At 61.1% G+C, this 19743-nt stretch carries 16 protein-coding genes and 1 pseudogene; 11 read left to right on the plus strand and 6 right to left on the minus strand.

Annotated elements, in window-relative coordinates:
- Positions 1-2847 (minus strand): retention module-containing protein (locus CKW29_RS26045; protein ID WP_256584906.1); only part of this gene is annotated, 2847 nt, incomplete at its 3' end.
- Between the two features lie 583 nt (positions 2848-3430).
- Between CKW29_RS26045 and CKW29_RS12465 the strand changes: the two genes are divergently transcribed.
- Genes CKW29_RS12465 through CKW29_RS12475 form a run of 3 tightly spaced genes read left to right on the plus strand, consistent with a single transcriptional unit; the run spans position 3431 to position 8362 of the window.
- Positions 3431-4795 carry a TolC family outer membrane protein gene (locus tag CKW29_RS12465; protein WP_095145626.1) on the plus strand — a complete coding sequence of 455 codons (1365 nt, stop codon included), beginning with the start codon at positions 3431-3433 and terminating at the stop codon, positions 4793-4795.
- A gap of 18 nt (positions 4796-4813) precedes the next feature.
- A complete protein-coding gene (locus tag CKW29_RS12470) occupies positions 4814-6973 on the plus strand; it encodes a type I secretion system permease/ATPase (protein ID WP_095148594.1) in 2160 nt (719 codons plus the stop codon).
- A gap of 9 nt (positions 6974-6982) precedes the next feature.
- Entirely contained in the window at positions 6983-8362 is a 1380-nt protein-coding gene (locus tag CKW29_RS12475; RefSeq protein ID WP_095145624.1) for an HlyD family type I secretion periplasmic adaptor subunit, read from the plus strand.
- A 174-nt stretch (positions 8363-8536) separates the two neighbouring features.
- Here the strand turns inward: CKW29_RS12475 and CKW29_RS12480 are convergent, their stop codons facing one another.
- Positions 8537-9130: a tRNA-uridine aminocarboxypropyltransferase gene (locus CKW29_RS12480; protein ID WP_095145623.1), complete on the minus strand. Its 594-nt coding sequence runs from the start codon at positions 9128-9130 to the stop codon at positions 8537-8539.
- A 13-nt stretch (positions 9131-9143) separates the two neighbouring features.
- The gene (locus CKW29_RS12485; RefSeq protein ID WP_095145622.1) at positions 9144-10037 is read right to left on the minus strand and encodes a LysR family transcriptional regulator; all 894 of its coding nucleotides are present in this window, start codon (positions 10035-10037) and stop codon (positions 9144-9146) included.
- A gap of 216 nt (positions 10038-10253) precedes the next feature.
- On the opposite strand from CKW29_RS12485, the gene speB reads away from it, so the two are divergent.
- From speB to CKW29_RS26050, 6 genes and pseudogenes are all read left to right on the plus strand, one after another.
- Positions 10254-11204 (plus strand): agmatinase, encoded by a 951-nt coding sequence (gene speB, locus CKW29_RS12490; protein WP_095148595.1) that lies wholly within the window; start codon positions 10254-10256, stop codon positions 11202-11204.
- Between the two features lie 9 nt (positions 11205-11213).
- Entirely contained in the window at positions 11214-11621 is a 408-nt protein-coding gene (locus tag CKW29_RS12495; protein ID WP_095145620.1) for a nuclear transport factor 2 family protein, read from the plus strand.
- Between the two features lie 55 nt (positions 11622-11676).
- A complete protein-coding gene (locus tag CKW29_RS12500) occupies positions 11677-13188 on the plus strand; it encodes a cytosine permease (RefSeq protein ID WP_095145619.1) in 1512 nt (503 codons plus the stop codon).
- Positions 13189-13303: 115 nt separating this feature from the next.
- On the plus strand, positions 13304-14683 hold the full coding sequence (locus tag CKW29_RS12505; RefSeq protein ID WP_095148596.1) for a sodium:solute symporter: 1380 nt from the start codon (positions 13304-13306) through the stop codon (positions 14681-14683).
- Positions 14684-14771: 88 nt separating this feature from the next.
- The gene (locus CKW29_RS12510) at positions 14772-15497 is read left to right on the plus strand and encodes an MBL fold metallo-hydrolase (protein WP_095148597.1); all 726 of its coding nucleotides are present in this window, start codon (positions 14772-14774) and stop codon (positions 15495-15497) included.
- A gap of 70 nt (positions 15498-15567) precedes the next feature.
- Positions 15568-15819: pseudogene (locus CKW29_RS26050) on the plus strand (acyl carrier protein).
- Positions 15820-15913: 94 nt separating this feature from the next.
- Here CKW29_RS26050 and CKW29_RS26055 read toward each other — a convergent pair.
- The 3 genes from CKW29_RS26055 to CKW29_RS12525 form a co-directional block, all read right to left on the minus strand.
- Positions 15914-16042: a PA1414 family protein gene (locus tag CKW29_RS26055; protein WP_256577055.1), complete on the minus strand. Its 129-nt coding sequence runs from the start codon at positions 16040-16042 to the stop codon at positions 15914-15916.
- Positions 16043-16209: 167 nt separating this feature from the next.
- Positions 16210-17142: a DMT family transporter gene (locus tag CKW29_RS12520; protein WP_095145616.1), complete on the minus strand. Its 933-nt coding sequence runs from the start codon at positions 17140-17142 to the stop codon at positions 16210-16212.
- Positions 17143-17350: 208 nt separating this feature from the next.
- Positions 17351-18187, minus strand: a complete 837-nt coding sequence (locus CKW29_RS12525) for a S1 RNA-binding domain-containing protein (RefSeq protein ID WP_095145615.1) — start codon at positions 18185-18187, stop codon at positions 17351-17353.
- Between the two features lie 351 nt (positions 18188-18538).
- On the opposite strand from CKW29_RS12525, the gene CKW29_RS12530 reads away from it, so the two are divergent.
- Entirely contained in the window at positions 18539-18727 is a 189-nt protein-coding gene (locus CKW29_RS12530) for a hypothetical protein (RefSeq protein ID WP_030131898.1), read from the plus strand.
- Positions 18728-18993: 266 nt separating this feature from the next.
- Positions 18994-19710 carry a TorF family putative porin gene (locus CKW29_RS12535; protein WP_095148598.1) on the plus strand — a complete coding sequence of 239 codons (717 nt, stop codon included), beginning with the start codon at positions 18994-18996 and terminating at the stop codon, positions 19708-19710.
- Positions 19711-19743: the final 33 nt, after the last annotated feature.

Below are 19743 nucleotides of genomic sequence, written 5' to 3' on the forward strand. Positions count from 1 at the left end.
GGAGCCGTCGCCGAGGTTTTTTTCGTAGACCGTCAGTTCACCGCCCTCGACCTGGAGCCCGGTGATGGTCACCGGATCGTCGTTGTTGTGGACATTGAGCACCAGGGTCGCGGTGCTGGTATCGCCGTCGGCGTCGGTAAGGGTGTAGGTGAAGGTCTCAGTGCCATTGGTTGTCAGCGCCAGGAACGCCGGATTGCCGGGGTCGACGGTGTAGGTGTAGGTGCCGTTGGCCGCCAGCACCAATTGGCCGTAGGTGCCGTTGACGGTCTGCGCGGTGATCGGCCCGGTCGGTACCCGATCCGCGCCCTGGGTGTCGTTGCTCAGCACATTACCGCTAAGGATGGTTTGCGCTTCACTGGCAGTTCCCGCGTTGCTGTCGCTCACCGCCGCCGGCACATCGTCGACGATGCTCACGTCCAGTGAGTCAGTCGCGGTGGTGCCGTTGCTGTCGGTAACGCTCACGGCAAACGACTCGCTGAGGCTGTTGGTGCCGCTGGCGGTCGGGTGGTTTTCGTTGTCGTTGAGGGTGTAGCTGTAGCTCACCAGCCCGCTCGCCGAGTCGTAGCCGGTGATGGTCAGGGTGTTGCCCAGGCCGGTGGTGAAGGTTTGCGGGAAGCCGGCGTTCACGCCGTTAGTCACCACGTTGATGCCACCGACGCTCAGGGTCTGTACGCCGTCCAGTGCCGTGACGGTGAAGGTACCGCTCTGAGTCAGGTTTGAACTGCCCGGTGCCGAGCCGTCGCCGAGGGCTTTTTCGTAGACCGTCAGTTCGCCGCCTTCGACCTTGAGCCCGGTGATGGTCACCGGATCGTCGTCGTTGTCGACAGCCAGGGTCAGCGTCGCGGTGCTGGTATCGCCGTCCGCGTCGGTAAGGGTGTAGGTGAAGGTCTCAGTGGCGTTGGTTTGCAGCGCCAGGAACGCCGGGTTGCCGGTGTCGAGGGTGTAGGTGTAGGTGCCATCGGCGGCCAGCACCAGTTGGCCATAGGTACCGTTGATGGTCTGCGCGGTGACCGGTCCAACACCGGGTCCGGTCGGCACGCGGTCGGCGCCCTGGGTGTCGTTGCTCAGTACGTTACCGCTGAGGATGGTCTGTATTTCGCTGGCGGCTCCGGCGTTACTGTCGTTCACTGCCGTCGGCACATCGTCGACGATGTTTACGTCCAGCGAATCGCTGGCGGTAGTGCCGTTGCTGTCGGTGACCGTGACGCTGAAAGATTCGCTGAGGCTGTTGGTGCCGCTGGCGGTCGGGTGGTTTTCGTTGTCGTTGAGGGTGTAGCTGTAGCTCACCAGCCCGCTCGCCGAGTCGTAGCCGGTGATGGTCAGGGTGTTGCCCAGGCCGGTGGTGACGGCCTGCGGGAAGCCGGCGTTCACGCCATTGGTGACCACGTTGATCCCACCGACGCTCAGGGTTTGCACACCGTCCAGCGCCGTGACGGTGAAGGTGCCGCTTTGGGTCAATAAAGGAGTGCCAGGGGTGGAACCGTCGCTGAGGGCTTTTTCGTAGACCGTCAGTTCGCCACCTTCAACCTTGAGCCCGGTGATCGTCACCGGATCGTCGTTGTTGTGGACATTGAGCACCAGGGTCGCGGTGCTGGTATCGCCGTCCACGTCGGTAAGGGTGTAGGTGAAGGTTTCGCTGCCGTCGGCTTTCAGCGCCAAAAATGCCGGATTGCTGGTGTCGACGGTGTAGGTGTAAGCGCCATCGGCGGCCAGCACCAGTTTGCCGTAGGTGCCATTGACCGTCTGCGCGGTGACCGGCCCGGTCGGTACACGGTCGGCGCCTTGCACATCATTGCTCAGCACGTTGCCGCTGAGGATGGTCTGTATTTCGCTGGCGGCTCCCGCATTGCTGTCATTCACCACCGTCGGCACGTCGTCGGTGATGTTGATGTCTAGCGAGTTGGTCGCCGTGTCGCCGTTGACGTCCGTGGCAATGACGCTGAAATGCTCGCTCAGGTTGTTGGCGCCATCACTTGCCGAATGGGCTTCGTTGGACACCAGGGTGTAGCTGTAACTGACCACGCCTGTGGCCGGGTCAAAACCGGTGATGGTCAGGGTGTTGCCCGCGGCAGAGATCATCGATTGCGGGAAACCCGCGACCACGCCACCACTGACGACGCTGATCCCGCCCACGTTCAGGCTCGACAGGCCATCTGGCGCCGAAACACTGAAGGTACCGCTTTGGGTCAGCGCCGAAGGATTGCTGGCCGAACCCTGGGCCAGGTTGGCTTCACTGAGGGTCAACTCGCCGCCTTCTACCGACAGGCCGGACAGGCTCACCCCGTTGTTCACCGGTGGCGGAACAAATCCATCATCGCCGTCCTCTTCTGGCACGGGTGCAATGCGCTCCGGGACGAATTCAGGGATACCGTTGAAACCGGCGGTGGGAAAGCCAATGATCGGCTCAACCCGCCCGGCCACCTCTTCCAGCAGTACAAAGGTGTGCCCGCCTCCCGCCGCGCCAGTCCCGCCTGCACCTGCACCGCTGCCAGGCCCGGCAGCCGTGGCTTCAGCGGTCTGGGTCGGGTCGGCACCGGCCGCAATGGCTTTTTGCAGTTGTTCGACATCGGTCAATTGCGCGGCACTCGGCGCCACCACTTCGGGCGTGCTCACGTGCCCGGCCTGATTGGCCAGCAGTTGCGCCGTCATTGACAGGCTGCTGTCACGCCCAAGGGTCAACTCCTGACCGTTGCTCAGGTGCACGGCCACCGCGCCCGCGGCACCGGTAATCAGTTGCTCGCCGGCAAACAGCCGATCCCCCTCGATCAGGGGACGCCTGGTGCCATCCGCTGCCTGTGCGAAAACCTGACCCACAACCTTGCTGACGGTACCGATGAGCGTTGCCATGTGACGTCCTCCGCTGCCGACATCCATCGGCATCTGGGTTGTGCAGAGAAGTACGCATGGCACTAACGGGTGGCTTGGCGGACCTGGCGCCCGGCAGCACTTCCACCCCAAGGTAAAAGCCCTTGCCTGACGACGATCTCGCCTCGCTTGCCCTACGCAGATGGCCTGGATTTGAGCAGAACAAAACTCAATGGAATCATCCACTCAGCGCCGCCAGCCGTTCTACGAGGGTGACCCCACGGTATCCTACCGGAAAAGTGACAATATTTTGTCGCCCCTAAAACCGTGCAGCCTCCATCCCCTCCAACACTTCTCCACCCTATGTTGCAAAATGGGTTGAACTTTTTCAGTCCCGAAAAGCGCCATAAAGCTCGTAAACACGGGACTTACGGTGTGAACAATGTGCTGGATTTTTCAGGGCGCATAAGTTTTTTTCGACATAGTTCTTATGAGAAATGCTTCTTAGCTTCTCCCTAGGATGTTCTTAGCTCTGTTGTTACAAGCTTGGAACGGTTTGAACTATAAGTCGCGTCATTTTTTTGGCGACAACAAAGCACTATTAGGACACAGGGAGAAGTACCCCATGCGCGTTTTCACGCCCCTCTGCAGCGCGATTCTGTTGGCCATGGCCTGCACTCATCAGGCCCAGGCCATGTCACTGACCGACGCAATTCAAAGCACGCTGGACAACCATCCGGAACTGCATGCCAGCGAGAACAACCGCCTGTCCGCCGATGAAGACGTGAAGGTCGCCAAAGGGGGTTTCTATCCGTCACTGGACCTGAATGCCGGCTACGGCCGCGGCTACAGCGACAACTCCACGACCCGCGGCCTGACGCCCGGTGGCCATAACACTGAAACCGAGTGGTACACCCAATCCGAACTGCGCCTGCGGCAAATGCTGTTCGACGGTTTCAACACCGCTAATGAAGTCGGACGCACCCGGTCGGTCGTCAACTCCCGCGCCTACTTCACCCGTGGTACCGCCGAAAGCCTGTCCCTGCGCACCATCGAGGTGTACCTCGAAGTACTCAAGCGCCGCGAACTGGTGACCCTGGCCACCAACAACCTGCAAGCGCACTTGCGGGTCAACGACCAGATCGGCCTGCGCACCGATCGCGGCATCGGCAGCACCGCCGACCTTGACCAATCGAAAGCGCGCCTGGCCCTGGCGCAAAACAACCTCGACACCGCCCAGGTCGATCTCGCCGATGCCGAAGCCAACTTCTTCAGTGCCGTGGGGCGCATGCCCGATGAGCTGGAAACCCTGCCGTCGATTCGCGGCGAGGTTCCCCAAACCCTGCCGGACGCTCGCCAGGCCATGATGGATAACAACCCGTACCTCAAATCCGCCCAGGCCGACGTGAACGCCGCCGAAAGCCAGTACGAGGTCGCCAAGTCGCCGTTCTATCCACGCTTCGATGCAGAGGCGGCGGTCGGTGCCGACGACAACCTCCAGGGCGACCTGGGCCACGACAACGAGTGGCGCGTGGGCGTGATCATGAACTACAACCTGTTCCGCGGCGGCAGCGACAAGGCCCGCCTGCAATCGGACGCACACAAGATCAACCAGGCCATGGACATCCGCAACAACGCCTTGCGCATGCTCAACGAGAACATCACCCTGGCCTGGAACGCCATGGTCAACGCCAAGAAACAACTCCCGACCGCCCGCGAATACGCCGAGACCTCGGTGCGCGTACGGGCGGCCTACCAGGATCAGTTCGGCCTCGGCCAGCGGACCCTGCTCGACCTGCTCGACAGTGAAAACGAGCTGTACAACTCCAGCCGGCGCTACACCGAAGTGCGCTACACCGAGGAGTTCTCCATGTACCGCGTCCTGGCGAACATGGGCGAACTGCTGACGAAAGCCAAGGTGGTGGTTCCGGCCGAAGCGATTGCGCAAACCGACGTGAAAAGCGAAGCCCGCCTACCCGAAATACGCTAGTTCACTGGGGGGCCTGATGTGACCAGCATGGAATCCGGCAACACTGGCGTTGACCCGCGCCTGAGCTTTGATGATCCGCTGTTGGATGGGTTGCTGATCCTGTGCAAGCTACATGACTGCACCGTCAGCCGGGCCAGCCTCAGTGCTGGCCTGCCACTGGCCAAACAGCGCCTGAGCCAGGATCTACTCCCTCGCGCGGCAGCCCGTGCCGGCCTGCAGGCACGTGTATTGAGGCGTGAACTGGAGTCGATTTCAGCGCTCAACCTGCCGGTCATGTTGCTGCTCCGGAATGGTCGCTGCGCGGTCTTGCGGCGTTGGGGGGCAAACGGCAAGGCGCTGATTCTGCCCAGTGAGGCTGAGGGCGGAGAACAATGGGTCAGCCGTGAGGAGCTGGCCGAGGAATACAGTGGCCAGGCGCTGTTCGCCCGGCCACGGCATGAGCTCGAGGACCTGCGCTCACCGTTGGTACCTCGGGTCGAGGCGTGGTTTCGCGACACGCTCAAGCTGTCGCGCTGGCTCTACAGCGACGCAATTCTGGCGAGTTTCCTGATCAACCTGCTGGGCCTGATGGTCCCGCTGTTCGTGATGCAGACCTACGATCGGGTGGTACCGAACCAGGCCACCTCAACCTTGTGGGTGCTGGCTATCGGCTTGTTGATCGGCACCGGATTCGAGCTGGTGCTGCGGATCGTACGTGCGCACTTGCTGGACACGGCCGGCAAGAAAACCGACGTAATCCTGTCCGCCACCCTGTTCGAACGCATCACCGGCATGTCGATGAAAGCACGTCCCGCCACCATTGGCGGGTTTGCCCAGAGCATCCATGACTTCCAGGGCCTGCGCGAGTTTCTCACCGCCGTGACCCTGACCAGCCTGATCGACCTGCCCTTTGCCGTACTGATGCTGGTGGTAATCGGCCTGCTCGGCGGCTGGCTGGTGGTCATCCCGCTGATGGCCTTCCCGCTCACCATCCTCTTCGCGATGATGATTCAGGTACGTCTGCGCGACACCGTCCAGAAAAGCCTGGCACTGGGGGCCGAACGCCAGGCCGTGCTGATTGAAACCCTGGGCGGCCTGGAAACCCTCAAGGCCTGTAGCGCCGAGAGCGAACGCCAGCACAAATGGGAAAGCACCCACGGCGCCCTCACCCGCCTCGACAGCCATGCGCGCAACCTCTCGGCGCTGGCCACCAACGGCACCCTGTTCATCCAGCAGTTCTGCGGCATGGCGACCATCGTCGCCGGGGTCTACAGCATCATCGCCGGCAACCTCAGCGTGGGCGCGCTGGTGGCAACCTACATGCTTGGCAGCCGCGTCCTCGCGCCACTGGGACAGATCGCCGGGTTGATCACCCGCTACCAGCAAGCCCGGTTGACCATGCGCAGCACCGATGCATTGATGGCGCTACCCCAGGAGCGCGACACCCGGCAACGCCCACTGGAGCGTACCCAACTGCAAGGCGCACTGGACGTCAGTGGCGTGACCTTCCACTACAACGGGCAAAATGCCCCGGCATTGTCTGGCGTCAGTTTCAGTGTCAAACCCGGCGAACGTATCGGCATCATCGGCCGCAGCGGATCAGGCAAAAGCACCCTGGCCCGCCTGGTGATGGGGTTCTACGCCCCGGATGAAGGCCAGCTGTTGCTCGACGGCCTGGACCTGCGGCAACTGGACGTCGCCGACCTGCGCCAACAGATCGGCTATGTGGCCCACGACCTGCCGCTGCTGGCCGGCAGCCTGCGCGACAACCTGACGCTCGGCGCGCGCTACATCAGCGACTCACGGATGCTCGAAGTCGCCGAGTTGACCGGTGTCACCGAACTGGCCCGCCAACACCCGCACGGCTTCGACCGGCCAGTGGGCGAGCGCGGCCAACTGCTGTCCGGCGGTCAGCGTCAAGCGGTGTTGCTGGCCCGCGCATTGCTGTTGGACCCACCGATCATGGTCCTCGACGAACCCACCAGTGCCATGGACAACAGCAGTGAAGACATCCTGCGCCAGAAACTGCACCCCTGGGTAAAAGGCAAGACCCTGCTGCTGGTCACCCACCGCACCTCGATGCTCAGCCTGGTGGATCGGCTGGTGGTGCTGGACAACGGGCGGATCGTCGCGGACGGCCCGAAAGAAGCGGTTATCGATGCACTGCGCAAGGGCCGTGTCGGCTCTGCGGCCGTCTAGGAGTCGCTTATGCCTGAGTCCCCCCCTGGATCATTGCCCTCTTCACCTGAGCCGCGCGGCTACTTTGGCAGTTTCCGCAAAAGCGCAGAACGCGAGTTCATGCACGAAACCGCCGACGCCTCGCTGCAGGATTCGCCCCGCAGGTCGCGGATCACCGTGTGGCTGACCGCCGCGCTGATCATCACCGCCCTGGTGTGGGCCAAGCTGGCGGTCTTGCAGGAAGTCACCATGGGTGAAGGCAAGGCCATTCCGTCGAGCAAGGTTCAAGTCATCCAGAACCTTGAAGGCGGGATCGTCACTGAGATTTTCGTGCGCGAAGGGCAGATGGTGAACAAGGGCGACACCCTGATCCGCCTCGATGACACACGCTTCCTGTCAAACAAGGGGGAAAGCGAGGCCGATCGTTATGCCCTGATGGCCCAGGTCGAACGCCTGTCTGCCGAAGCCGAGGGCCGGCCGCTCAAGCTGTCGGACGAGGTCGTGTCCAAGGCCCCGCAAGTGGCCGAAGACGAGCGCGCCCTGTATGACCAACGGCAACGCCGACTGGCCAGCGAACAGCGCACGCTGACCGAACAACTTCGGCAGAAAACCCAGGAACTGGCGGAGTTTCGCTCCAAACAAGGGCAATACAGTTCAAGCCTGGCGCTGCTGAACCAGGAAATGAACATGTCCGCGCCGCTGGTGGGTACCGGGGCGGTGTCACAGGTGGAGATCCTGCGGCTCAAGCGCAGCGCCGTGGAAATCCGTGGCTCGCTGAATGCCACCACCCTGGCGATCCCACGGGCCGAATCGGCGATTGACGAGATCAGGAGCAAACTCGATGAGTCGGTGCAGGGCTTCCGCTCGGACGCCGCCAAGGAACTCAACGAGAAACGCACCGACCTGTCGAAAATCACCGCCACCAGCATTGCCATCGACGACCGGGTGACCCGCACCACTGTGGTTTCGCCGGTTCACGGGATCATCAAGGTGCTCAAGGTCAACACCATCGGCGGCGTGGTTCAACCGGGCAGCGACATGGTGGAAATCGTGCCCCTGGAGGACAACCTGCTGATCGAAGCCAAGGTCCGCCCGCAGGACGTGGCCTTCCTGCATCCGGGTCAGAAAGCCATGGTCAAGTTCAGCGCCTATGACTACACGATCTACGGCGGCCTGTCGGCCAAACTCGAACTGATCGGCGCCGACACCATCACCGACGACAAGGGCAACAGCTTCTATCTGATCCAGGTGCGCACCGACAAAAACCACTTGGGGGGCGACGTCAAACCCCTGCTGATCATCCCCGGCATGGTCGCCACGGTGGACATCATTACCGGCGAGAAAAGCGTGCTCGATTACCTGCTCAAACCCGTACTCAAGGCCAGGACCGAGGCGATGCGCGAGCGGTAGGCCTGTATCGTTTAATGTGCACACCATCTCCGTGGCGAGCGAGCTTGCTCGCGCTGGGGTGTGGAGCGCCCCCCCCCAAAAAAAGCTACCGCGGTCTTTCAGCAAGACTTTGGCGGCCGCTCTTGGGGCCGCTACGCCGCCCAGCGCGAGCAAGCTCGCTCGCCACAGAAGACTTCATTGCCCATGATTCTTGCGGTAAGTCTCTTCACCCATCGCCGCGATCTGTCCCTCGATCAATGCCTCAAACGGTTTGAGCAACGCATCGAACGAAGTCGGCGCTTCGAGCACTTGCAACGCCTGCACGATCGCTTCCACCGTCGACAACGCACCAGGCCCCGGCGCCTTGCGCAAGCGATAGCGCGACACACCGCCATCGGCCAGGGTCACCCTTGGCAACGCGGCCAGCAGCGGATTGAGGTGCAACATCTTGCGCGCCTTGCGCCAGGTGCCATCCGGCACCACCAGTAGCAGCGGCTCATCCGTCGCGGTATACGCCTGCATCGGCTGCGCATCGTCCGCTGGAAACAGCAGGCGGGCCTGATAACCGGGCGGGTTGAGCAGCGTCGACAAGTCCTCGAATACCTCACCGACGATCAACTCGGCATTGTTCAGGCCCAACGCCGCCAGGCGCGCGGTGTTCAGCGCATGGCTCACTTCACTGGGATGCTGCAACAACAGCACCCGGGTGCGGCTGTCCAGGCTCGGGATCAGCGGGCACAGGCAATGGGTTTGCGGGCGCAGGCAACGGGCGCATTGTTTTCTGGACATGGGGCTCTCCCGATCAGGCCTGATTGAGTTGTGCTTTGAGCAAGTCACGGAAAGTCTGGATCAGTGGCTCGCGGCTACGTCCCCGGCGCACGATCATCGAGAACGGTGCCTGGTAGCCGAAGGTGGCCGGCAGCAACACGCGCAGGTCGCCCTTGTCAGCCCAGGCCTGGGCGTAGTGTTCCGGCAAGTAACCGATGTAGGCACCGGACAGCACCAGAATCAACTGAGCTTCCATACTGTCCACCGTCGCCGCGCTGTGCTTGAAGCCGTGGCGCGCCAGTTCCGCCTGGCTCCAGTAACCGCGACCGACCATGCGTTGCTGGGTGATCAGTTGCTCGGGAATCCGTCGCTCGGTGAACAATGGATGGCGATTGCTGCAATATAACCAGTGCTGCTCGCGGTAGAGCGGCATGTAGACCAGGCCGCTCATGCGTGTGGAGAACGCACCGATGGCCAGGTCCAGGCGGTTGTCCTGCACCCCCAGTTGCAGTTCGTAGGGGCTCATCACCGACAGGTGCAGGTGCACCGCCGGGTGTTCCTGGCTGTAGGCGCCAATGGCTTCGGCGAAGGGCAAGGCCTTGTCGCTGACGGTGGAGTCGATCACCCCAAGGTTGAGCGTGCCGCGCAGCTCGCCCTTGAGGGCCGCCGCGTATTGTTCGAAACCTTCGAGTTCCCCCAGCAGGCGCAAGGTCTCCTGATGGAACAGCTCGCCCTTGCTGGTCAAGCTGAAGCCGCCCCGGCCTCGATGACACAGCACCAGCCCCAACGCCCCTTCGAGCTGGCTCATGTAGGTGCTGATGGCCGACGTCGACAGGTTGAGCTCATGCTGGGCGTTGGCAAACCCCTGATGACGCACCACGCTGACGAAGATGCGCAATAGCTTCAGGTCGGGTAAAGCGTTGGCCATGGAGGGCTCCGATTGCAAGACCATAGATCGTGGGAACGATCGGAACCAAGTCTATAGCCGCCAGCAGCATTAGTTTAGAAAAATCTGAACTAAGTATTTGCCGGTAGCGATTCTTCTGCGGCACTCCATTTCGCAGAATCCGCCCAACAGGTGCCTGTGCATGCCCTATGCACCGAGCAACCCCATGAATAAAACAATGACGATGAGGCCATACCCGTGGACAAAGTTCTTCACCAACCACTGGGCGGCAACGAAATGCCGCGCTTCGGCGGCATCGCCACCATGATGCGACTCCCCCACCTGAAAACCGCTGCCGGCCTGGACGCTGCCTTCGTAGGCGTGCCGCTGGACATCGGGACTTCGCTACGCGCCGGCACCCGTTTCGGGCCACGGGAAATTCGTGCCGAGTCGGTGATGATCCGTCCGTACAACATGGCCACCGGCGCCGCACCATTCGATTCGCTGTCCGTTGCCGATATCGGTGACGTGGCGATCAACACGTTCAACCTGCTGGACGCCGTGCGCATCATCGAAGAGTCCTACGACGAGATCCTCGAGCACGACGTGATCCCGCTGACCCTCGGTGGCGACCACACCATCACCCTGCCAATCCTACGTGCGATCCACAAAAAGCACGGCAAGGTCGGCCTGGTGCACATCGATGCTCACGCCGATGTGAACGATCACATGTTCGGCGAGAAAATCGCCCACGGCACCACCTTCCGTCGCGCCGTCGAAGAAGGCCTGCTGGACTGCGACCGTGTGGTGCAAATCGGTCTGCGCGCCCAGGGCTACACCGCTGAAGACTTCAACTGGAGCCGTAAACAGGGCTTCCGTGTGGTGCAGGCCGAAGAGTGCTGGCACCAGTCGCTGGCACCATTGATGGCTGAAGTGCGGGAAAAAGTCGGCAACGGCCCGGTGTACCTGAGCTTCGACATCGACGGCATCGATCCGGCCTGGGCCCCGGGCACCGGCACCCCGGAAATCGGTGGTCTGACCACCATTCAGGCCATCGAAATCGTCCGTGGTTGCCAGGGTCTCGACCTGGTCGGTTGCGATCTGGTAGAAGTCTCGCCGCCTTACGACACCACCGGCAACACCTCGCTGCTGGGCGCCAACCTGCTGTACGAAATGCTCTGCGTACTGCCGGGCGTGGCGCACCGCTGAGGCCTGACCATGAACGCACATGATCAGGTTCTCAACGCGGCCGCCGAACTGGTGTCGGCGTTCGCCCGAAATGATCGCGAAGCTTACTTCGGCGCGTTCAGCGCGGACGCCAGCTTCGTGTTCCACACCCTCGAAAAGCCACTGCTGTCGCGCGATGCCTATCAGGTGTTGTGGGACAACTGGCGCATCGAGGAAGGCTTCGAGGTGCTGGCATGCACCTCAAGCAACGCCTTCGTCAGCCTGCAGGGTGACGTGGCGGTGTTTGTCCATGACGTGGCCACGAAGCTGCGCATGCAAGGGGAGCAACACTTCAGCCAGGAACGCGAAACCATTGTGTTTCGCAAACAACCAGAAGGCCATTGGCTGGCCTGCCACGAACATTTGTCCGCCATGCCGGAAGGGCTGCCACCCCCTTAGCCAAGACAGGTGACGCTCACACACGATGAGCGCGCCTTGATGATCGGAGCAGATCATGAATAACAACAACAAAGAACACCGCCTTAGCAGCATCGAAACAAACGGGGTCGAACAGATCCCCGACCACGAACGCGACGCCCGACCCAGCGACCTGTTTCGCTTGATCTTCGGCGGCGCCAACACCTTTGCCACTGCCGTGCTCGGCAGTTTCCCGGTGCTGTTCGGCCTGTCGTTCCAGGCGGGCGTCTGGGCGATTGTGCTGGGCGTATTGCTGGGCGCCCTGATCCTCGCCCCCATGGGCCTGTTCGGTCCGATCAACGGTACCAACAATGCCGTGTCGTCCGGTGCACACTTTGGCGTCCACGGACGGATCGTCGGTTCGTTCCTGTCGTTGCTGACTGCCATCGCCTTCTTCTCGCTCTCGGTGTGGAGCTCGGGGGATGCGCTGATCGGTGGGGCCAAACGCCTGATCGACCTGCCGGAAACCGACCTGACCCTGGGCCTGGCCTACGGGGTGTTCGCGATCCTGGTGTTGACGGTGTGCATCTACGGCTTCCGCTTCATGCTGTGGGTCAACCGCATTGCCGTATGGGCCGCGAGCCTGTTGTTCCTGTTGGGAATCTTTGCCTTCGCCCCGGCGTTCGACAGCCAGTACGCCGGCAGCGTGGCCCTCGGCCAGGCCGGGTTCTGGGCGGCCTTCATTGGCGCAGCGCTGGTGGCCATGAGCAACCCGATCTCCTTCGGCGCGTTCCTCGGCGACTGGTCGCGCTACATCCCGCGCGAAACCCCCAAGGGCCGGATCATGCTGGCGGTGATCGGTGCGCAGATCGCCACTTTGATCCCGTTCCTGTTCGGCCTGGCGACGGCGACCATCGTGGCAATCAAGGCACCGGACTACATTGCCGCGAACAACTATGTCGGTGGCCTGCTGGCCGTCTCGCCGAGCTGGTTCTTCCTGCCGGTGTGCCTGATTGCGGTGATTGGTGGCATGTCCACGGGCACCACGTCGCTGTATGGCACCGGGCTGGATATGTCCAGCGTGTTCCCGCGGGTGCTGTCGCGGGTCAAGGCCACACTACTGATCGGGGTGATGTCGATTGCCTTCATTTTCATCGGGCGCTTTGCGGCGAACCTGGTGCAGAGCGTGTCGACCTTCGCCGTGCTGATCATCACCTGCACCACTCCGTGGATGGTGATCATGATCATCGGCCTGGTGAAGCGTCGCGGCTTCTACTGCCCGGATGACCTGCAAGTGTTCACCCGTGGCGAGCAAGGTGGCCGCTACTGGTTCAGCCATGGCTGGAACTGGCGCGGCCTGGGTGCCTGGATCCCCAGCGCACTGGTCGGCCTGTGTTTCGTCAACCTGCCCGGGCAGTTTGTCGGTGTGCTGGGCGAACTGGCGGGCGGCATCGATATCAGTTTGCCGGTAACCCTGGGCCTGGCCTCGCTGGTGTACCTGGCCCTGCTGAGCCTGTTCCCGGAGTCGGCGCTGATGTACGGCCCGAAGGATGCACGGAGCCAGGGCGCGGAGTCGCCCGGTAAAGCGGCGTTGCGGCAAGCCGCCTGACTCAAAAGAAAACAGGAAGGTTTTGAGCTTTTGTGGCGAGGGAGCTTACTCCCTCGCCACAGAGAAAACCTGATCCCGCGTTCCACATAAAAAAGACAATCGGAGACACGCCATCATGGCTTTGGATTTATTCGTCGTACTCATCTACGCCGCCGCGATGCTGATACTGGGCTACTACGGCATGCGCAAGGCCAAGACCAACGAAGACTTTTTGGTCGCCGGTCGCAACCTCGGCCCGAGCCTGTACATGGGCACCATGGCCGCCACCGTCCTGGGTGGCGCGTCCACCGTGGGCACAGTGCGCCTGGGTTATGTGCATGGCATTTCCGGTTTCTGGCTCTGCGCCGCATTGGGCTGCGGGATCGTGGCGCTGAACCTGTTCCTCGCCAAACCGCTGCTGAAACTGAAAATCTACACCGTTACCCAGGTCCTGGAAAAACGCTACAACCCGATGGCCCGCTCCGCGAGCGCGGTGATCATGCTGGCCTACGCGCTGATGATCGGCGTGACCTCGATCCTGGCCATCGGCACCGTGCTGCAAGTGCTGTTTGGCCTGCCGTTCTGGATCTCGGTGCTGCTCGGTGGTGGCGTGGTGGTGATCTACTCGGCCATCGGCGGCATGTGGTCCCTGACCCTGACCGACATCGTCCAGTTCGTGATCAAGACCGTGGGCCTGATGTTCATCCTGCTGCCAATCTGCCTGTACCGCGTCGGCGGCTGGGATGAGTTGGTGATGAAACTGCCGGCAGCCGCCTTCAGCTTCACCACCATCGGCTGGGACACCATCATCACCTACTTCATGATCTACTTCTTCGGCATCCTGATCGGCCAGGACATCTGGCAACGGGTGTTCACCGTCAAGACCGCCAAGGTCGCGCAATACGCCGGTACCTTCGCCGGGGTCTACTGCATCCTCTACGGCCTGGCCTGTGCCCTGATCGGCATGGCGGCCCACGTGCTGATTCCGGACCTGGACAACGTCAACAACGCCTTCGCCGCCATCGTCAAACTGTCCCTGCCGGACGGTATTCGTGGCCTGGTGATCGCCGCGGCACTGGCCGCCATGATGTCCACCGCCAGCGCCGGCCTGCTCGCCGCGGCCACCACCCTGACCGAAGACCTGCTGCCGAAACTGCGCGGTGGAAAACAGTCGAGCCTGGCGGTCAACCGCCTGGTCACCCTGTTGACCGGTATCGTGGTGCTGGGTATCGCCCTGGTCGTCAACGACGTGATCAGCGCCCTGACCCTGGCCTACAACCTGTTGGTGGGCGGCATGCTGATCCCGCTGATCGGCGCCATCTTCTGGAAACGTGCCACCACCGCCGGCGCCATCGCCAGCATGGGCCTGGGCTTCGCCACGGCCCTGGTGTTCATGGTCACGGATGGCCTGGATGCCAATACGCCGATCTACTACAGCCTGGCAGTCGGCCTGGTGAGCTTCGTCGTGGTCAGCCTGGCATCCCGTCGCCCGGCAACCGTGGCGAACGCGATATAAGCTGAAACCAACAACGGCTTGAACCTTTTCTTCGGCGGGTGCAGCGTCGGTTGCTGCACCCGTTTTTTTTCGCCTGGAGAAAAACACCATGCTCATCGTCAGTCGCAATCAATGGTTCGAAGTCAAACAACTGAACGACGCTATCCGCCTGATCCACGAGCCGTATATCCGGCCGTTCTACCGCTGCAACCTGTGGCATATCCAGGGGCGCGACAAGGACTTGCTGCTCGACACCGGCTCAGGCCTGGTCAGCCTGCGCGAGCAATTTCCGTGGCTGACCGAACGCCCGCTGGTCGCCGTGGCCAGCCATTGCCACTTCGACCATATCGCCGGTCATCACGAATTTCCCGAGCGCCTGGTACACCCGGCCGAGGCACGGATCCTCGCGGCACCGGATGGCGACAACACCCTGTCCAGGGCCTGCGTCGGCGACGACATGTTCGAGGCGCACCCCGACTGCCCGCTGTGTTACGCCGAATACCGGGTCAAAGCCGCACCCGCGACCGGTTTCGTTGAGGACGGTGATGTGCTCGACCTGGGCAACCGCACCCTGCAGGTGCTTCACACGCCCGGCCACTCACCTGGTGGCATCAGCCTGTTCGAAGCCGCCACCGGCACACTGTTCAGTGGCGACATCATCTACGACGGCCCCTTGGTTGAAGACGCCTACCACTCCAACCTCGAGGATTACGCCAGCAGCCTGCAACGCCTGCGCACGCTACCGATCCGTACGGTGCATGGCGGCCACTTCCCAAGCTTCTCCGGGGACAAGCTGCGCGACATGATTGACCAATGGCAACGTCAACACCGCTGAGGCTGTGCTGTACTCACACCAAAGGATTAATACTTTTGCAGGAGACGCACCTCTTCAGCCAGGCAAGATCATGAACACAGAGGCCATTCGCAAAGCCGTGCATCGCTTCATCAGCCGCTTGCTCTAGGGTCGTGAGGATTTCGCGGACAACGCCAGCCTGTCGCAACTGGGGCTGGACAAGCAGGACATCGAGGAGCTGATTTTTTATCTGGAAGATGAGCTGAAGCTGACCGCCTTCACTCATGAAGAAGATCAACTACTCAAGTCAGCCACCACCGCCGAGGACCTGATCCGGTTTCTGGAGCAGATCGGCCAACAGTGAGTGTGTGCTCAGTGGAAATGGGCGGGTGCGATGTCGCAGCCACACGCGGCACCTTGGCGATGCGGGCGGCTGCGACCTGCTGATGTGTTGCGTGTTACCGGCGGCGTTGTTGACGTCGACGTTGATCGTCGTCGGTGCGGATAGGCACAGGTTGCAGAGGCGGTTCGATCAAACCAAGCGCGACACCGAGGTCATGGAGCCAGTTTTGCAGTTTCTCTTTCATGGTGCCCCCCTTCAGGGTAATGCCGAGCGACCGGGTTCTGTAGACGCTTCATACAGATAGTAGCCTTAACTCCTACGCAATGCTCGCCCAAGAACGCAAAGATCTGTTACTTAATTGATCTGAATCATCTGCAACAGGCCTTGCTCGCGGCCCATCGCGGCCACCAGTCAATATTGCCCCAGCGCCTTGCGCAAACGGCGACGGACCCACTGTTCGGCGCTGACAAAGGTGATCCCCAGCAGCACCAGCACAGCACCCATGACGAAGTTGAGGGTCAATTTCTCCCCCAGCAACAGCACCCCGAACGTGACACCGAACAGCGGGGTCATGAACGAAAACACCGCCAGGTTCGCCGCCAGATAACGGCGCAGCAACCAGAACCAGATCAGGTAACTGAAGAATGACACCACCAGCCCCTGAAACAGCACGCTGGTAACCGCCACGGCCGTCAATTGGACATGGGTCACCTGGCCGCTGGCCACCGCGATCAGCAACAGGCCGACGAAACCGACGATCAGTTGATAGAACAAGGTCAGGGTCACCGGTGCTTCCGACAACCGAGAGGCGCGTACCACCACGGTGGTTGCACCCCAGGCCGCTCCGGCCAGTACACCGAGCGCGTCGCCCAGCAACATGCGCCGGTCCAGATTGTCCCAGGACACGCCACCGGCAAACGCAATGCCAATGCCGATAAAGGCCAGCAGAATCCCCAGCCATTGCACCGGGCGCAAGCGCTCGCTCGGCAGCAACCAATGCACGCCCAGCGCGGTAAAAATCGGCGCGGTGTAGAGGAACACCGACATATGGGCCGCTGTGGTCAGTTGCAGGCCTTCGGAGATGAACAGGAACTCGAGGCCAAACAGGCTGCCGGCCAGCAGACCGCCACGCCAGGTGCTGCCGACCTGGTCCCAACCGCCCTTCCAGCAGATCAACAGGCCCACCAGCAACGCGGAGATTCCCGAACGTCCAGCGGCCTGCATCACAGGGGCGATGTCCGCGGCGGCCCACTTGATCATCACCTGCTGGATGCCCCACACCAGGCACAGCCCCACCATTACTTGCAGGGCAAACGCATCGGCGCTGCGCCGAGTGGCAATCATCACGAAACCTCGCGAACGGTTAATGACATGGCGGTGGCTCGACAGAAAACAAAAGCCCCGGTACTTGACCAGGGCGGCGGTTGACGCGGTGAAGTATTAACCAGACTGGCCAAAGGACAGGCCTGAACAAGACCTTCACATGATCAGGTGCGGCACGCATTCCGGCCGTCGGTCAGGTTCACCCTGCCCTACGGCCGGATTATCGAACTTAGCTGAGCTCGATACGGTCGGCGTGAATAACGATCTGGCCGTTCTTGTAGAGCGCGCCAATGGCCTTCTTGAAGTTGCCCTTGCTGACACCAAACAAGCTGCTGATCAGTGCCGGGTCGCTCTTGTCGCTGACCGGCAAGGTGCCGTTATTGTCGCGCAACTTGGCGAGGATCTTCGAGTTCAAGCTGGTGGCGGCCTCGACACCCACAGGCTGCAGGCTCAGGCTGATCTTGCCGTCGGCACGCACTTCCTTGATAAAGCCCTTCTCTTCCTTGCCGGCACGCATGAACTTGAAGATTTCGTTCTTGTGGATCAGACCCCAGTGCTTGTTGTTGATGATCGCCTTGAAGCCCATGTCGGTCGCTTCGGCCACCAGCAGGTCGACTTCCTGGCCAGCCGTGTAGTTGGCCGGGGTTTTGTCCAGATAGCGATCCAGGCGCGCGGTCGCGGTGATACGACGGGTGTGCTTGTCGAGGTAGACATGCACCACGCAGTATTCACCCGCGGTCATCTGACGCTTTTCCTCGGAGTACGGCAGCAGCAGGTCCTTGGGCAGGCCCCAGTCGAGAAACACACCGATGCTGTTGACTTCAACAACTTTGAGGCTGGCAAATTCACCGACCTGAACTTTTGGTTTTTCTGTGGTGGCGATGAGTTTGTCATCGCTGTCCAGATAAACAAAAACGTTCAGCCAGTCTTCATCTTCGCTGGGAATATCTTTGGGAATATAACGATTGGGCAAAAGGATTTCGCCATCCGCGCCACCGTCCAGATATAAACCGAAGTTAGTGTGTTTAACCACTTGCAAACTGTTGTAACGCCCGACTAAAGCCATTTCCAATACCCTCATTGCTTGGGCGGCATTCTACCCGTTTTTGCTCGCGCCGTTGGGTGAGCGCAGGGCCTGCGCAGAAAAAACCGCCGCAAGGCTCTATTTTCCTGGGTTTTGTGTCAGCTCGCGGCCCGCTCGTCAGCCCGTCGCGGCCGCAGCCACCGAAATCGTTGCCCCGCGCAGGCGATATTTCAGAGCAAGGTTCTTATTTAAAACAGTAGCTTAGGGTGATATTCCAAAGAGCAACTTCTGCTTGGTCGATGAACGCCACCGGTTATTCCAGGAAGATATTTACCAAGCAATTGTCAAGCATTTCCTGTATGATGGCTGGCCAAGTTAATTTTCTACAGGTTAATGGCCGCCATGCGTGTAAAAGCATCCAACAGCAAAGCAAAGCCAGCTCCAGCCGTTGAAACCAGCGAATCGATCAACGACCAGATTGCTGCTTTCCTCAAATCCGGTGGCGAGATCCAGCAAATTGCCAAAGGCGTCAGTGGCCAGACATTCGGCCCGTCCAAGCAGATTACCCTGGGCAAAAAGTAATACCCCCCTCGCGTCACCCTGGTCCCTAAGCGCTTTGAACATCGAAGCGCTAGGACTGGAACCCTCCCCGCTCCCTCCCCCTGTCAGCCCGCCGAATCGACAAGCCCATGACTTTTGGCCCGTCAATCGACGAACGGTAGCCAGCCGTCGACATTCGCCGGTATGCTTTTAACGCTCTAGACCGGGCGTTTCCAGACATAGGCCGACTCCAGTAGAGAGGCCGCCATCATGAACCGCCAGGCCTGCCGCACCTTCAAGAGTGAAGCATGCTCAAACTGACGACGTTACTGATCGGCCTGCTGGTGTGCATGAGTGCCGATGCACAGATCTTCCAGCGCGAACTCGGTGACTATGACCTCAAACTAGGCACAAGCCCTAGTCGCAGCATGGCCCAGGGCCTGGTCAAGCCGTCCAGCACCGGCTCATTCCATGGTGGCCTGGACCTGAGTCATGACAGTGGCTGGTATGTGGGTCAATGGGCCCCGAGCATGGGCCTGTCGCCCGCCAGCAACCTGGAAGTCGACTCGTACGTGGGATTCAAGCGCCCTTTCGACCGGACCCTGGGTTATGAAGTGGGCATGATCCACTACAGCTACCCGCAACTGGACACCCTCGACAGCCAGGAGTTTTTCGGCGGCCTTACCTTGCTGGGCAGCCGCTTCGGTGCAGCGTTCAGCAACGATCCGGACAAGCGCAACAGCACCCTGTTCGCCGACCTCAGCGGCACCCAGCCGTTCGGCGTAGGGCTCAGCGTCAAGTACACCACCCACCGGTTCTTTACCCCGACTTCGATTGCCGACGGCGGTTATGTCAGCGGTTTCAACGATTGGTCGGTCAAGCTCTCCCGGCCCTGGATGGGCATCGACCTGAACCTGATCTACAGCGACTCAAGCCTTAATGGCAGTGATTGCAGTGCCTATTCCGGGCACAACAGCCAATGCGATGGTTTGTTCACCTTCAAGGCCGAACACAGGTTCTATTGATTGGCTGAACGCCCGGGTCCATCCTGCGTTCAA

Source organism: Pseudomonas sp. Irchel s3a18 (assembly GCF_900187535.1).
GTDB lineage: Bacteria > Pseudomonadota > Gammaproteobacteria > Pseudomonadales > Pseudomonadaceae > Aquipseudomonas.